Source organism: Streptomyces spirodelae, assembly GCF_017676385.1.
GTDB lineage: Bacteria > Actinomycetota > Actinomycetes > Streptomycetales > Streptomycetaceae > Streptomyces > Streptomyces spirodelae.
Window position 1 is genome coordinate 1 of the sequence record NZ_JAFFZN010000019.1, and the last position, 13,397, is coordinate 13,397.

Genomic DNA, 13,397 nt, shown 5'->3' on the forward strand with positions numbered 1-13,397 from the left:
TCTCGGACGTGCCCGGTGCGCAGGCGGGGGATACTTCCCACCGGAGTCCCTACTCCTCACGGGTTCGAATCCCGTCGCCGCCGTCGCCCCGTGCGACGCGGCGTGGCCGAGCGGCCGAAGGCAGTGGCCGGGCGTACGCCCACTCCCCAGCCGACTCAGACCTCGGGCACGTCCGCCCCACCACCGCCGCCGTGCGCGCCCGAGGGCTCAGACCCCGGCTCAAGCCCTGCCTCGGGCTCAAGCCCTGCCTCGGACTCAAGCCCCGCCCGGGGCTCAAGCCCCGGCTCCGGCTCGGGCTCCCGGGGGGCAGCCGGATCGAACCGCTGCCGGATGGCCGCCGACGCCTGCTCCCGGCCGACCTGGGCGGCCCCCTCATACAGCGCCCGGGCCAGGACCCCGGAGTCGGCGTGCCCGGCGGGCACGTCCATGGCGGCCAGCAGCCGCTCGAACGCGTCCACGGGAGCCGGGGCCGCTGCGCCGTTCACCGAGAAGGGCCCACTCACGGAGGGCATGCCGTGGTGCCCGTTGGAGCTGGGATCTCCGTTGAGGGAGCCGTCCACCTCCGGTGCGGGCGTCCGGTACGGCACCAGTTGCGCATAGCGGTCCGGGACATCCTTGTCGTTGGCGGCGGCTGAGAGCTGAGCGAGCACCCCGAGGTCGTCGACGGCCTTGTGGATCTGGTCGTCGTTCTTGGCCAGCCACCACACCACGGCGCTGCCGGTGTCCCGGAGCACGTCCTTGCCCAGGTACTCGCGCCGGTCGCGTTCGTAACGGCGTTCGTGGGACCACAGGACCTCGTCCTTGCGGACCGTTGCGAGCTTGCGCAGACGTACGGCGTCGGCTTCCGCGAGGCCGAGCGTCACGTTCTCCGCCATGGCGAGCAGGCGGCCGTCGGAGTCCGGCAGCATGACCGCCAGTTCGCCGACCAGCCGGTGCTGCGCCAGTGAGGCACGTTGCGGCTGCCAGGTCTCGGTCACCGCGCGCGCTCTCTCCAGCACCGCACTGACGGCCACGCCCACGGGGGAGAAGGGCAGGCTGTTCTTCGGCAGTTCCTGCGGCCACCAGCGCACGGTGGCCGAGAAGCGAAAGTCGTAGTCCTCGGCTGCCGAGGGAAGCACCACGTCGGTCACCGTGTGCTCACGGCGCTCGGGCGGATCGGTGGGCCGGTCCGGCTCTGCGGTGAACTCCGGGGAGAGGGGGTCCACAGCCGGGGTCGTCAGCCGTGGCAGCGCGAGGGCGACGGTCCCGAAGGCAACCGCGGCAACGGCCCATGCCCACACCGGCCAGCGCAGTACCAGGCCGACCAGGACCAGCACAAGGCCCAGGAGGACGGTGCAGAAGCCAGTCACCGTCTTGTGGCCAGAACTCATGGAATCTCCTGACACATCACGGGATCTGCTCCGGTGGTCAATGGGACGCCGGGGCGGGAACGGGTCCCGGCGCCGATCGGGACGTGGCCCACAGCGCGTCCACTGTGCGGATCCGCTCGGGGTCAGCACCCGCCCAGGCGCAGGCAACGGCGTAGACGGCTCCGAAGGCCGCGCGGTGCCGTGCGCACGCTTCCGCCAGGGTGCTGAGTGCCGTCCGGCCGGTCCCGGGCCGGGCGTGGGCGCGGTCGAGCCACCTGCGCAGCGGCTCTTCCCAGTCGGTGCTCGGCACGGTGGCGAGCGCGGTCGTCCAGTGGTCGGCGAGCAGACCGCGCACGTCGCTGTCGTCCACGAGCCGCGACGGATCGGCGACCCGGAGGAAGACAGCAAGGTCGCGGCGGCCCCGCTGGTCGGCGCCCGGCCGTAGCCGGGACAGCAGGCTGCGGTAGAGACGGTGGTCCGAGTCAGTGATGCGCGACAGGGCCTCACGCGCCGTTTCCCGTACGCCCGGCTGGTGGTGTCGGCTCAGATGACGCAGCCGCACCATCGCCTGATCGGGGAAGCGCCGGGAGAGTACTTCCGAGCACACCCCGATCAGGACGTTGGCACGCGGCGCGGGCAGCGCCGCATCCTGCGCCCAGACGTACAGCCGGTGCCGGAAGACACTGCCGTACCGGGGGTGGCCCACCCCCTCCCCGAGAGCGCGAGCGGCCATGGACAGCTCCTCCTTCGAGGCGGACGGCCGGGTCCAGCGCTCGGCCAGGTCGGTGAGGCCCTCCGGCGGCCCGGTGCGCAGGCACTCCCGGGCGAAGCGAGTGACCAGTTCGAGCCGGTCGGACGCAGCCAGGGCGGGAAAGCCCGGTGCCTGCGAGACCCAGCGCCCGAGGGAAGCCCGAAGCTGTGGGTAGTTGTCCCAGAAGTAGGTGCGCACCCGGTCGTCGTATGCGGGGGCGTCGAACCGGACGCGGGAGGCCGCGTCAGCGGTGGCCTTGATGTCGCTGAGCCGGGCAGAGAGCGTGCGGTGCTGGAGGGGCGGTGTGTCCACTTCCGGATGCTCTGCCGTCCGCACCAACCGAATCGCTGCCTCATGGATGGTGTCGGTCCGCGCTCCGTGCAGCAGTGCCGTTGTCAGCAGCAGGGCGCGTTGCGTCCCGCTCTGCAGCGCCGCCAGGTGCTTCTCGACGTCGTCCATACCGGGCCGACGCGCTTCGAGGGCCGCGCTGAGCCGGGCTTCGAAGCCGGCCTCGCCCGTGGCGGCCTCGCCCGTGGCGGCCTGGCCCGAGGCGATTTCTTCGGCCAGCTCGGCCACCCCGGTCATGGTGGCATTCGCCAGCAGGAGTTCCAGCTCCTTCCCGGCCAGTTCCGAAGGTGAGGGACAGATACCGCGTCCCCGCAGGTGCGCTCGCAGCACATGCAGTGCGTCAGGACGCCCCAGGGACGACACAAGCCGCTGCAACAGGTGGTCGAAACCCGCTCGCCACTCCTGGGGCAGCACGACGGCGAGCCATGCGCCCCGAGCCCGCACAATCTTGAGGAGACCGGGAAGTTCGGCCATGAAGGCGGCGTAGCGCCTCTCCGGTACCTCCGACAGGTCGAGCAGAAGAGCCGCGCCCTCCTCCACCTGGCCGGCATCGACGGCTCGGCCGGCGTCCTCTTCGACGGCCTGGTCGACGAGTTCTCGGAACCGCTGTGCCCCCTGGGGGAGTTCACACAGGAGGACCTTGGCGGCCGTGACAGCACCGTGGCCGGGGTGAGCACGCAGGAGAACGGCACGATTGTCCTCCAGTAACCGCCGGGCCAGGTCGCAGCCCGGCGGATGCACGAACCGCCGCCGCAGTGCGCGGAGTTCTTCCACGCCTGCCTGGCGGGGATTTCTGCCACTGCTGTCGTTCGCTGCCGACTCCCTGATCTCCGGGTAGAGGATGTACTGGTGGCCCGAGCCGGAGTTGACGGGACCGTGGGAGCTGTCGATAGAGGTGTCCGCCGTCACCGTCGCCCCCCGAACCGGTGGTTGACGCCTCCCTCGTTGTCACCACTGATGTAGGTGGATCCGTCGCCGTCGAGGTGCGGCTGGTGCACGTTCTGCGGGCCCGAGCCGGAGTTGACGGGTCCGTGGGACTCGCGGATGACGGTGGAGTTGAGGCCACCGCTGATGTCCCGGGCCTGGGTGTGGCCGTCACCGCCGCCGCTGAGCGAGTTGGTGACGGTGTCGTGCGTCGCCCCGGCGGGCTCTTCCGGTGTGCCGGAATCCTCCAGCCCGGGGACCAGCTCGCTCAGCACCTCGGCGATACGGTCGAGGTCGGTGCCGGCCTGCTGATGGTCGTAGCGCAGGGACTGCACATACGCCAGGCGGGCGAGCGGTCGGGGCAGTGCGGCAGCGGTGAGACGTTCCGTACGGCGGCCGAGCAGTACGGGGATCACCGGAAGGCCGTTGGAGAGCGCTTCGAGGATTTCCTTCCGCACCCAGTCCTCCGGGTTGTCCAGTGCCCTGCTGTCCGGGTCGGAGACGTCGGGTGCCTCCAGCCAGTTGGGCCCGATGAGGGCCAGGAGTGCGTCACTGCGGCGCACCCCGGCCAGCAGCTCTTCCGGGTAGAGCTGTCCTGGACGGATGGATTCGCTGGCACGGAAGACCAGCCCGGGGCCGAACCGGTGCGTCAGGTCGCGTGCGACGGTGGTGGCGGCCTGCTCGCCGTCGCCGGTGCGGTAGTTCACGAAGACATGCGGCATGAGGGCTCCTTGTCGGGGTCCGGGTGTGCGGAGTGACGATGACGGGGCCTGGAGCGGTCGGAACGCCGGTCAGACGTGGGTGGCCAGCCAGGGAGAGAGGTCCCGGACGGCCCGGGTGGGACGGCGGCGCAGCACATGGGCGAGGCGACGCAGGTCCGTCGCGATCGTCGCGGAGGCGACAGCGTCCGCAGCCCCGGTGAGGCTCTGGAGCAGCGCGCACGCGTGATCGATCTCGCCTGCTGTGGCGTGGGCGAGCGCACGCCGTATCCCGTACCGTGCCTGCGACCTGAGGGCGCCGGGGGGAAGCTTCGCCGTCTCGCGGTCGAGCACCTCGGCGGCCTCTCCCGGACGGCCCAGGTCGTGCAGACACCAGCCAGTGATCATGGAGACCGGGTCCGTGAGTGTGCTGGGACCGATGACGGGAGAGACGGGGGAGAGAGCCTGCGGGTCGCTGTTCGGAGGGCGTTCGGCGGAGACCAGCAGCTTCCTCGCGGCGGCGAGCCCGCGCATACAGGAGCGGTGGTCGCCGGCCAGGGCATGGCCCTGCGCCTCGCGCTGTGCGGCGAGGCCGCGTACCCGGTCGCTGTCGGCCAGCTGCTGGGCACGGCGGGCCAGTTCCACGGTCTGCGCCGCATCGCCTCGGTACAGGGTGATCAGCGCACGACGCACCAGCGCGTAGGCGGCCAGCCCGTGGTCAGCACCGGCCTCCGCGAGTTCGACTGCGCGGTCGGTCCACCACACCGCTCCCCGGTCGTCCCCGGTTTCCTGCACGAGCCAGCCGATGTACTCGGCGTAGCGGGAGGCCAGCGACAACAGGGCCTCCCGCGTGCCAGGTCCAGCTTGCCCGGCCAGGGTACGGAGGGTGTGCGTCTGAGCGATGAGCGGCGGCAGTACGAGCTGGGAGCCCGCGCTCTGCCCCAGGCTGCGGTAGTGGGTGAACAGCGAACGGGCCGTCCGGAGAAGCGCGGCGCTGTCCGTCTGTGGTGCAGGCCGACCCAGCGGGATGACGGAGGCCGCGCCTGCGGCCATCACCGTTCTGCGGGGCACGGACTGGAAGGAGGCACTGCCACTCGGGTCCAGATGCATCAGCCAGGTCTCGTCTTCGTCGGTAGCGGACTCGGATGCGGGGGCCGCGGGGGATACGGGGGGTGCGGGGCGAGGAGTCGGGACCAGCGCCATCAGGGTGCCCTCAGCCCGGAGTGCGACGTCGCACAGGCGAGCCAGCTCGGACGACGGGGCTTTGAGGCCGCGCTCGACCTTGCTCAGCTGGCTCTTGCTGTAGTGGACGGCCGCGCTCAGGTGGCCGAGGGTCAGCCCTCTGGCGAGGCGGAGTCTGCGCAGCTCGGGACCGAAGAGGGGGGCTTGCTCCTGTCGAAGCACTGGTGACCTCCGTGTGTCTCCTTCCGGTAAGGCGGCCCCTTGCCAGGACTTCAGCTTGGGTGCGCCCGCCCGGACCAACAAGGCGCGGGGGGCGTTTCCCGTTTCCTCTCGTTCCTCCCGGCAGCCGCCCGGCTCACGGCTTCGCCTCTTCTCCTCCCTGGTGAGCCGTTGCGGGCAACGCCCCCACGCGCAGGCAAATAGGAAGAGCCCCGCGCGTCGAGAGGGCGCAGGTGCGGAGTGAGTGCTCCCTCATTGACGGAGTGAGTGCTCACTCCGTATACTCGGGGCATGGGTGAGACGACTGGCAGGCGCAGGGCGCCTGCGATGGATCCGGATCAGCGGCGGGCGATGATCGTTTCGGCTGCGCTGCCGCTCGTGGTGGAGTACGGACCGCTGGTGACGACGGCGAAGATCGCGCGGGCCGCCGGTATCGGGGAGGGGACGATCTTCCGGGTGTTCACGGACAAGGAAGCGCTGCTCGCCGCCTGTATGGATGAGGCGCTGCGACCCGACGACACCGTGGCGCACCTGGAGGGCATCTCGCTGGACCAGCCGCTGGGCGCGCGGCTCACCGAGGCGGCAGAGGTGTTGCGGGGCCATATGAACCGGATAGGGGACGTGGCCGGGGCCCTGGCTTCCCTCGGCAAGGCGACACGGCCGCCCGGTCCGGGGGCCAAGGACATGGAGGAGAGGCAGCGGCAGCGTGAGGCCGGGCTGGCAGCGCCGCGTGCCGCGTTGGCGGCGTTGCTGGAGCCCGACCGGGAGGTGCTGCGACTGGCGCCCGAGCGCCTCGCCGAGATCTTCCAGTTGATGCTGATGAGCGCCGGACGTTCGCCTTCGCCGGAGCCGTTGGACGATGCCGAGCTCGTCGACCTCTTTCTGCACGGGGCCCTGGCCGGGCAGTCCGCCGAACCGGGAGCCGAGGGATGAACACCCGGCCGGGCACTGTCGCCGCGCAGACGCTGCTGGTCCAGTACGGCGGGCGCGACCCGCTCAGTACGGACGGCTCGCACGGCGGCGCCATGACGGCGGATGTCACCGCCCCGAGGGGGGAGACGGGCAGAAAGGGGACGAGCGGTGACCGGCGGCGGGTGTCGGTGGTGTTTGCGAGACTGAGGCTGTGAGCAGGGGCGATGGGAACGGTGAAGGGGGCTCGCAGCGGCATGCGCCGGAGCAGCTCGCGCTGATCCGGGAGACCGTGCGGGAGCGCAAGGAGCGGCAGCCCAGGGCCAAGCCGCGTACTTGGCGGGGCGCCGAGATGGCCGAGCGGCTGCCGGTGGCGCGGGTGCTGGTGGACAAAGGGCTGGTCCATCTCGACCGGTACTTCGACTACGCCGTCCCCGCGGCGATGGACGAGGAGGCCCAGCCCGGGGTGCGGGTCCGAGTGCGCTTCGGGGCGGGGGAGCGCGAGGGGCGCCGCGAGGGAGGCGGGCTCATCAACGGGTTCATCGTGGAGCGGCGGGCCGACACCGACTTCACCGGGCGGCTCGCGCCCATCGCCCAGGTGCTGTCGCCCGAACCGGTGCTTACGCCGCAACTGCTGCAGCTGTGCCGTGCGGTGGCCGACCGGTACGCGGGCTCGCTGGCCGACGTGGTGCAGCTCGCCGTGCCGCCGCGCCGGGCGAAGGCGGAGAAGCAGCCCTCGCAGCGCCGCCCGGCCAAGCCGCCGGTGCCCGAACCCGGTGGGTGGGAGCGCTACCCGGACGGCCCGGCCTTTCTGCGGGCGCTCGCCGAGAAGGCCGCGCCCCGCGCGGTGTGGACGGCGCTGCCCGGCCCCGGCGGCTGGGCCGACGAACTGGCCCGCGCGATGGCCACCACCCTCGCGACGGGCCGGGGCGCCCTGGCGGTGCTGCCCGACGGGAAGTCGGCGGCGCGGGTGGACGCCGCGCTCACCGCACTCGTCGGCGAGGGGCAGCATGTGCTGCTGACGGCGGACGCCGGGCCGGAGCCGCGCTACCGGCGCTGGCTGGCCGTCAGCCGGGGCGCCGTGCGGGCCGTCGTGGGGACCCGAGCCGCGATGTTCGCACCCGTGCGCCGTCTGGGCCTCGCCGCGATCTGGGAGGACGGGGACAGCAGCCACAGCGAGGAGCGGGCGCCGCAGCCGCACGCCCGCGAAGTACTGCTCCAGCGTGCGGTCACCGAGCAGGCCGCGTTCCTGCTGGGCGCCCACAGCTGCACCGTGGAGGCGGCGCAGCTCGTGGAGTCCGGTTTCGCCCGGCCGTTGGCCGCCGACCGGGACACCGTGCGGGCGGTGATGCCCCGGGTCCGTACGGCGGCCGAGGGGGACGAGGGGCGGGACCCGGCGGCGCGCAGCGCCCGGCTGCCGAGCCTGGCCTGGCGCACCGCGCGGGAGGCGCTGGTGCGCGGACCGGTGCTGGTGCAGGTGCCCCGCCGCGGCTATGTGCCACGGCTGGTGTGCGAGCGGTGCCGGGAGCCGGCGCGCTGCACGCACTGCTCGGGTCCGCTGGAGGCGGCGGGCGAGGGCACCGCGCTGCGCTGCGGCTGGTGCGCCAGGGAGGTACCGCAGTGGCGCTGCCCGATGTGCTCGGGGACGCGGCTGCGGGGCAGCGTCATCGGTGCCCGCAGGACGGCCGAGGAGCTGGGGCGGGCATTTCCCTCGGTGCCCATCCGGACGTCGGGCGGTGCGCACGTGCTGGAGTCGGTGCCGGACCGTCCCGCGCTGGTCGTCGCCACGCCGGGTGCCGAGCCGGTGCCCGAGGGGGAGGCGGGGTACGCGGCCGCGCTGCTGCTCGACGGCTGGGCGCTGCTGAGCCGCCCCGATCTGCGGTCCGGTGAGGAGGCCCTGCGCCGCTGGCTGGGCGCCGCCTCGCTGGTGCGGCCGCAGGGCGAGGGTGGCAGCGTGGTGGTGGTCGCGGAGGAGTCGATGCGGCCGGTGCAGGCCCTGGTTCGCTGGGACCCGGCGGGGCACGCGCTGCGGGAGCTGGCCGACCGCGCGGAGCTCGGCTTTCCGCCGGTGTCCCGGATGGCCGCGGTCACCGGCTCCCCGGAGGCGGTCGCCGGACTGCTGGCCGCGGCCGGGGACGCCGGACTGCCTGAGGAAGCACAGGTGTTGGGCCCTGTGCCGCTTCCCGTGCCGGAGCCGGGCCGCCCCCGCAACCCGGGCGACCCGCCGCCCGGCGAGCTGTGGGAGCGGGCGCTGGTGCGGGTGCCACGCGGCAGCGGCGCGGCGCTGGCAGCGGCGCTGAAGACGGCTCAGGTGGGCCGCTTGACCCGGCGGGAGGGGCCCATCGCCCATGTACGGATCGACCCGCTCGATATCGGCTGAGCACCCGACCGCGCGGGGCGCTGCGCCGTGGCCGGCGTGTCTGCACCGTGCCGGCGCTACGGGCACCATGCTGGGCCAGCGCCTTGCGCCCAGGGCCCAGCGCCCCACGCGCCCCGCGTCGGGAGGGCTAGCCGTTGCGGGGGGACGGCAGCGCGCCGGGGCGCTGCTCCCGCGCTTCGCGGCGCGAGTCGTACGGCTGCGCCGGGCCCGGCTGCTGTGGGGGGATCGCGCGGGCGGCGGGCACCGCGGGCGTCCGGGGCGCCGTCGCCGAGCCGGGAGCCGTGGGGAGGGCGCGGGCGGCAGCGGCGGGAACGGACTCGGGCTGCCGGGGTCCGCCCTCGGGCTGCCTGGGCACCCCCGAGGCGGTCGACGGGGCCGGAGCGGCCGCCGGGGCTGATGGAGCCGAAGGGGAGGTCTCCGCGCTCTCGGGCGCGTTCCGGGCGCTGCCGCGCCGTGCAGAACCGTACCTGCGGTGCACGGCCTGCTTGGTGACGCCCAGGGCCGACCCCACGGCGTCCCAGGAGAAGCCGAGCGAGCGGTCGAAGTCCACCGCCGCGGTGACCAGCGTCTCGACGCTGTCGCGTAGTTCCTGGGCGAGCCTGACGGTCGGCGCCGGAGCGCGGCCGTAGACGACGAAGCCCGCGGAAGGGCCGGTGCGCCGTGGGCGATAGACGTTGCCCAACTGCGCGGTGAGGGTGCGCAGCGCGTCCACCTGCCGGCGGACCCGCTCGATGTCCCGCACCAGAAGGTGCAGGCTTGCCCGCGCCTGGGCGTCGTGGGTTGCGTGGTCGGCCATGAAGAAGCCTCTCGGACCGGCTGACATGGGGGTGTTCAGCTGTGGTGCTGGATGGGGTGACTGGCTGTGGGAAAAGGGGGGCGAGGCCGCGGTGCGCGATGGGCGGGGCGGCACTCGGTTCGGTCAATCTGACTTGACCAACGCCGCGATGGGCTCTCTGGTCACGCTGCGGGGGCGCGGAAGGAGCACCGACAGGGCGCGCGGGGGCCCGCACGCCCCCTCGGACAGCGAGGTCGCGCTGACCGTAAACTGGCTGCCTTTCCGCGCTTTCCGGGATTCCGGGCTCGGACTCCGGCTTCGGACTCGGGCTCGGGCTTTCGGCTCCGGGCCTCCGGCTCCGGCCGTCGGGGCTCCCGGTCCCGGGCGCCGGTGTTTCCGTGTTTCCCGCACTTCCCACGGGTGAGAGGTAGTTCGCCACTGATGAGGCTCGTCTTCGCAGGTACCCCCGAGGTCGCCGTCCCCGCGCTCGACACCCTGATCGCCTCCGAACGGCACGAGGTCGCCGCCGTGGTCACCCGGCCCGACGCCCGTGCGGGGCGCGGCAGGCGCCTGGTGCCCAGCCCGGTGGCCCAGCGGGCAGAGGAGGAAGGCATCGAGATCCTCAAGCCCACCCGCCCCAGGGACGAGGACTTCCTGACGCGGCTGCGCGAGATCGGGCCCGACTGCTGCCCCGTCGTCGCCTACGGTGCGCTGCTGCCCCGCGTCGCGCTGGACGTACCGGCCAAGGGCTGGGTGAACCTGCACTTCTCGCTGCTGCCCGCCTGGCGCGGCGCGGCGCCGGTGCAGCACGCGCTGCTGGCAGGGGACGAGATGAGCGGGGCGACGACCTTCCTGATCGAGGAGGGGCTGGACTCGGGACCTGTCTACGGGGTGGTGACCGAACAGGTGCGGCCCAGGGACACCAGCGGCGATCTGCTCACCCGGCTCGCCTTCGCGGGCGCCGGGCTGCTGGCAGCCACCATGGACGGCATCGACGACGGCACGCTGCAGGCGGTGCCGCAGCCGGAGGAGGGCGTCTCGCTCGCCCCGAAGATCACGGTGGAGGACGCCAGGATCGACTGGACGGCGCCGGCCCTGCGCGTGGACCGGGTGGTGCGGGCGTGCTCGCCGGCTCCCGGCGCGTGGACCGAGTTCCGCGGGGAGCGACTGAAGGTCCGCTCGCTCATGCCCGCGGCGGACGCGGGCCCCGAAGAGCTGCCGCCCGGGCAGCTGCGGGTCGGCAAGAACGCGGTGCACGTCGGTACGGGCTCCCACCCGGTGGAGCTGGAGTGGGTGCAGCCGCAGGGCAAGAAGCCGATGCGGGCCGCCGACTGGGCCCGCGGCACCCGTATCGAGGAGGGCGCCCGCTTCGACGCCCCAGCTGTCTGAGCCCCCGGTTGCTGCCGGAGCCCTCGGTTCCGCGTACGAGCCGTGTGGGCGCCCCGGACGAGATACGAGACCCGGTTGACCGTCCGCCGCCCCGGCCCGCATGACCCGTGACCGGCTCCGGGCAGCGGGGTCGTAGGGTGGAGGTCTCGAAACCCCCATCTTGCGGAGCACCTTCACCTGTGAGCACTCAACCCCGCCGGGGCGGCAACCGCCGGGGCGGCAACCGGTACCGGCGTCCGCGCAAGGACCCCGTCCGCATCCTCGCTTTCGAGGCGCTGCGCGCGGTGGACGAGCGGGACGCCTACGCCAACCTGGTACTGCCGCCGCTGCTGCGGAAGGCCCGCGAGAAGGACCCTGCCGACGGCGGCCTCGACGCGCGGGACGCCGCGCTGGCGACCGAGCTGGTGTACGGCACCCTGCGCAGGCAGGGCACCTACGACGCGATCCTCGCCGAGTGCGTCGACCGGCCGCTGCGCGAGGTGGACCCGCCCGTGCTCGACGTGCTCTCGCTCGGTGCCCACCAGCTTCTGGGCACCCGCATCCCGCAGCACGCCGCGGTCAGCGCCACGGTCGAGCTGGCCCGCGTGGTGCTGGGGGACGGCCGGGCCAAGTTCGTCAACGCGGTGCTGCGGCGGGTCACGGCCGACGATCTGGACGGCTGGCTGGACCGGATCGCACCGCCCTACGACGAGGACCCCGAGGAGCACCTCGCGCTGCGTCACGCACACCCCCGCTGGGTGGTCTCCGCGCTGTGGGACGCGCTCGGAGGCGGGCGCAAGGACATCACAGCGCTGCTGGAGGCCGACAACGAGCGGCCCGAGGTCACCTTGGTCGCCCGCCCCGGCCGGGCCACCGTCGAGGAGCTGAGCGCGGAAGCGGACCGCACCGGAAGGACGGCGCCGGGCCGCTGGTCACCGTACGCGGTACGGCTGGCCGAGGGCGGCGAGCCCGGGGCGCTGGACGCGGTACGCGAGGGCAGGGCCGGGGTGCAGGACGAGGGCAGCCAGCTTGTGGCGCTCGCCCTGGCGGAGGCGCCGCTGGAGGGTGCCGACGAGCGCTGGCTGGACTCCTGTGCGGGGCCGGGCGGCAAGGCGGCCCTGCTGGGCGCGCTGGCGGCCGAGCGGGGCGCGGCGCTGCTGGCGTCCGAGAAGCAGCCGCACCGGGCCCGGCTCGTTGCACGCGCTCTGGAGGGGAACCCGGGACCGTGGGCGGTCGTCGCCGCGGACGGTACCCGGCCCGCCTGGGCGCCCGGCAGTTTCGACCGGGTCCTGGTCGATGTGCCCTGCACCGGGCTGGGAGCGCTGCGGCGCAGGCCCGAGGCGCGCTGGCGGCGCACCCCTGAGGACCTGGCGGGGTTCGCGCCGTTGCAGCGGGGACTGCTGCGGCAGGCGCTTCAGGCGGCACGGGTCGGCGGCGTGGTGGCGTATGTGACCTGCTCGCCGCATCTGGCCGAGACCCGTGCAGTGGTGGACGACGTACTGCGCGGGCTGACGAAGGAGCGGGAGACCGCGGAGCCGGGGACGCCGGCCGCGGAGCGGGTGGACGCGCGCCCGCTGCTGCCGGGCGTGCCGGATCTGGGGGAGGGCCCCGACATCCAGCTGTGGCCGCATCTGCACGGCACCGACGCGATGTATCTGGCGCTGCTGCGCCGTACCGCGTGATCACCTCGAACACCCACACGGAATACTGGTAGTCATGGCTCAGATCAACCCCAGCATCCTGTCCGCCGACTTCGCACGCCTCGCCGAGGAGGCGCGGCGCGTCGAAGGCGCCGACGGGGCGGCCGGCGCCGACTGGCTGCACGTCGATGTGATGGACAACCACTTCGTGCCCAATCTGACCCTGGGCGTGCCCGTGGTGGAGTCGCTGCGCAAGGCGACGGACATCCCGCTGGACTGCCATCTGATGATCGAGGAGCCGGACCGCTGGGCGCCCGCCTATGTGGAGGCCGGGGCCGGTTCGGTCACCTTCCACGCGGAGGCCGCGGCCGCGCCGGTGCGGCTGGCCCGTGAGATCCGTGCCAAGGGAGCGCGCGCCTCGATGGCGCTGAAGCCCGCCACCCCGATCGAGCCGTACGAGGACCTGCTGCCCGAGCTGGACATGCTGCTGGTGATGACGGTGGAGCCGGGCTTCGGCGGGCAGGCGTTCCTGGACATCATGCTGCCGAAGATCCGCAGGACGCGGCAGCTCATCGACAAGCACGGCCTCGAGATGTGGCTGCAGGTCGACGGCGGCGTCTCGGCCTCCACCATCGAGCGCTGCGCCGAGGCGGGCGCCGATGTGTTCGTCGCGGGTTCGGCCGTCTACGGCGCGGACGATCCGGCGGCAGCCGTCCGCGCGCTGCGGCGGCAGGCCGAGGAAGCGGCGGGGTCGGGCCGGGAGGGCTGAGGTGAACGCTGGGTGACCGCGGTCACACACGTCAGGGGATCTGCAAGGATGAACGCGCGGCGCGACTGTGCCGAGAGCGCGGACA

Annotated in this window: 11 protein-coding genes; 6 read left to right on the forward strand and 5 right to left on the reverse strand. The window is 73.3% G+C overall.

The genetic code is table 11. The features are described 5' to 3' along the window. Nucleotides 1-155: 155 nt before the first annotated feature. From JW592_RS20115 to JW592_RS20130, 4 genes are all read right to left on the reverse strand, one after another. Nucleotides 156-1,370, reverse strand: coding sequence for a hypothetical protein (locus JW592_RS20115; protein WP_209266563.1), 1,215 nt, complete (start codon nucleotides 1,368-1,370; stop codon nucleotides 156-158). A gap of 37 nt (nucleotides 1,371-1,407) precedes the next feature. Further along, a complete protein-coding gene (locus JW592_RS20120) occupies nucleotides 1,408-3,357 on the reverse strand; it encodes a hypothetical protein (protein ID WP_209266564.1) in 1,950 nt (649 codons plus the stop codon). After that, nucleotides 3,354-4,094 (reverse strand): toll/interleukin-1 receptor domain-containing protein, encoded by a 741-nt coding sequence (locus JW592_RS20125; protein WP_209266565.1) that lies wholly within the window; start codon nucleotides 4,092-4,094, stop codon nucleotides 3,354-3,356. The genes JW592_RS20120 and JW592_RS20125 overlap by 4 nt, the downstream gene beginning before the upstream one ends. Nucleotides 4,095-4,163: 69 nt before the next feature. Beyond that, on the reverse strand, nucleotides 4,164-5,474 hold the full coding sequence (locus JW592_RS20130; RefSeq protein ID WP_209266566.1) for an NsdA family TPR-like regulatory protein: 1,311 nt from the start codon (nucleotides 5,472-5,474) through the stop codon (nucleotides 4,164-4,166). Nucleotides 5,475-5,762: 288 nt separating this feature from the next. Between JW592_RS20130 and JW592_RS20135 the strand changes: the two genes are divergently transcribed. Genes JW592_RS20135 through JW592_RS20145 form a run of 3 tightly spaced genes read left to right on the forward strand, consistent with a single transcriptional unit; the run spans nucleotide 5,763 to nucleotide 8,760 of the window. Continuing rightward, on the forward strand, nucleotides 5,763-6,404 hold the full coding sequence (locus JW592_RS20135) for a TetR/AcrR family transcriptional regulator (RefSeq protein WP_209266567.1): 642 nt from the start codon (nucleotides 5,763-5,765) through the stop codon (nucleotides 6,402-6,404). Next, nucleotides 6,401-6,598, forward strand: a complete 198-nt coding sequence (locus JW592_RS20140; RefSeq protein ID WP_209266568.1) for a hypothetical protein — start codon at nucleotides 6,401-6,403, stop codon at nucleotides 6,596-6,598. The genes JW592_RS20135 and JW592_RS20140 overlap by 4 nt, the downstream gene beginning before the upstream one ends. Continuing rightward, nucleotides 6,595-8,760, forward strand: coding sequence for a primosomal protein N' (locus JW592_RS20145; protein ID WP_209266569.1), 2,166 nt, complete (start codon nucleotides 6,595-6,597; stop codon nucleotides 8,758-8,760). The genes JW592_RS20140 and JW592_RS20145 overlap by 4 nt, the downstream gene beginning before the upstream one ends. Before the next feature lie 127 nt (nucleotides 8,761-8,887). On the opposite strand, the gene JW592_RS20150 is transcribed toward JW592_RS20145, so the two are convergent. After that, nucleotides 8,888-9,556 carry a hypothetical protein gene (locus tag JW592_RS20150; protein ID WP_209266570.1) on the reverse strand — a complete coding sequence of 223 codons (669 nt, stop codon included), beginning with the start codon at nucleotides 9,554-9,556 and terminating at the stop codon, nucleotides 8,888-8,890. Between the two features lie 420 nt (nucleotides 9,557-9,976). On the opposite strand from JW592_RS20150, the gene fmt reads away from it, so the two are divergent. The 3 genes from fmt (at nucleotide 9,977) to rpe (ending at nucleotide 13,312) form a co-directional block, all read left to right on the forward strand. Next, nucleotides 9,977-10,924, forward strand: a complete 948-nt coding sequence (gene fmt / locus JW592_RS20155; RefSeq protein WP_209266571.1) for a methionyl-tRNA formyltransferase — start codon at nucleotides 9,977-9,979, stop codon at nucleotides 10,922-10,924. Between the two features lie 179 nt (nucleotides 10,925-11,103). Continuing rightward, nucleotides 11,104-12,585, forward strand: a complete 1,482-nt coding sequence (locus JW592_RS20160; protein ID WP_209266572.1) for an RsmB/NOP family class I SAM-dependent RNA methyltransferase — start codon at nucleotides 11,104-11,106, stop codon at nucleotides 12,583-12,585. A gap of 34 nt (nucleotides 12,586-12,619) precedes the next feature. Beyond that, a complete protein-coding gene (rpe, locus tag JW592_RS20165; RefSeq protein ID WP_209266573.1) occupies nucleotides 12,620-13,312 on the forward strand; it encodes a ribulose-phosphate 3-epimerase in 693 nt (230 codons plus the stop codon). Nucleotides 13,313-13,397 lie beyond the last annotated feature (85 nt).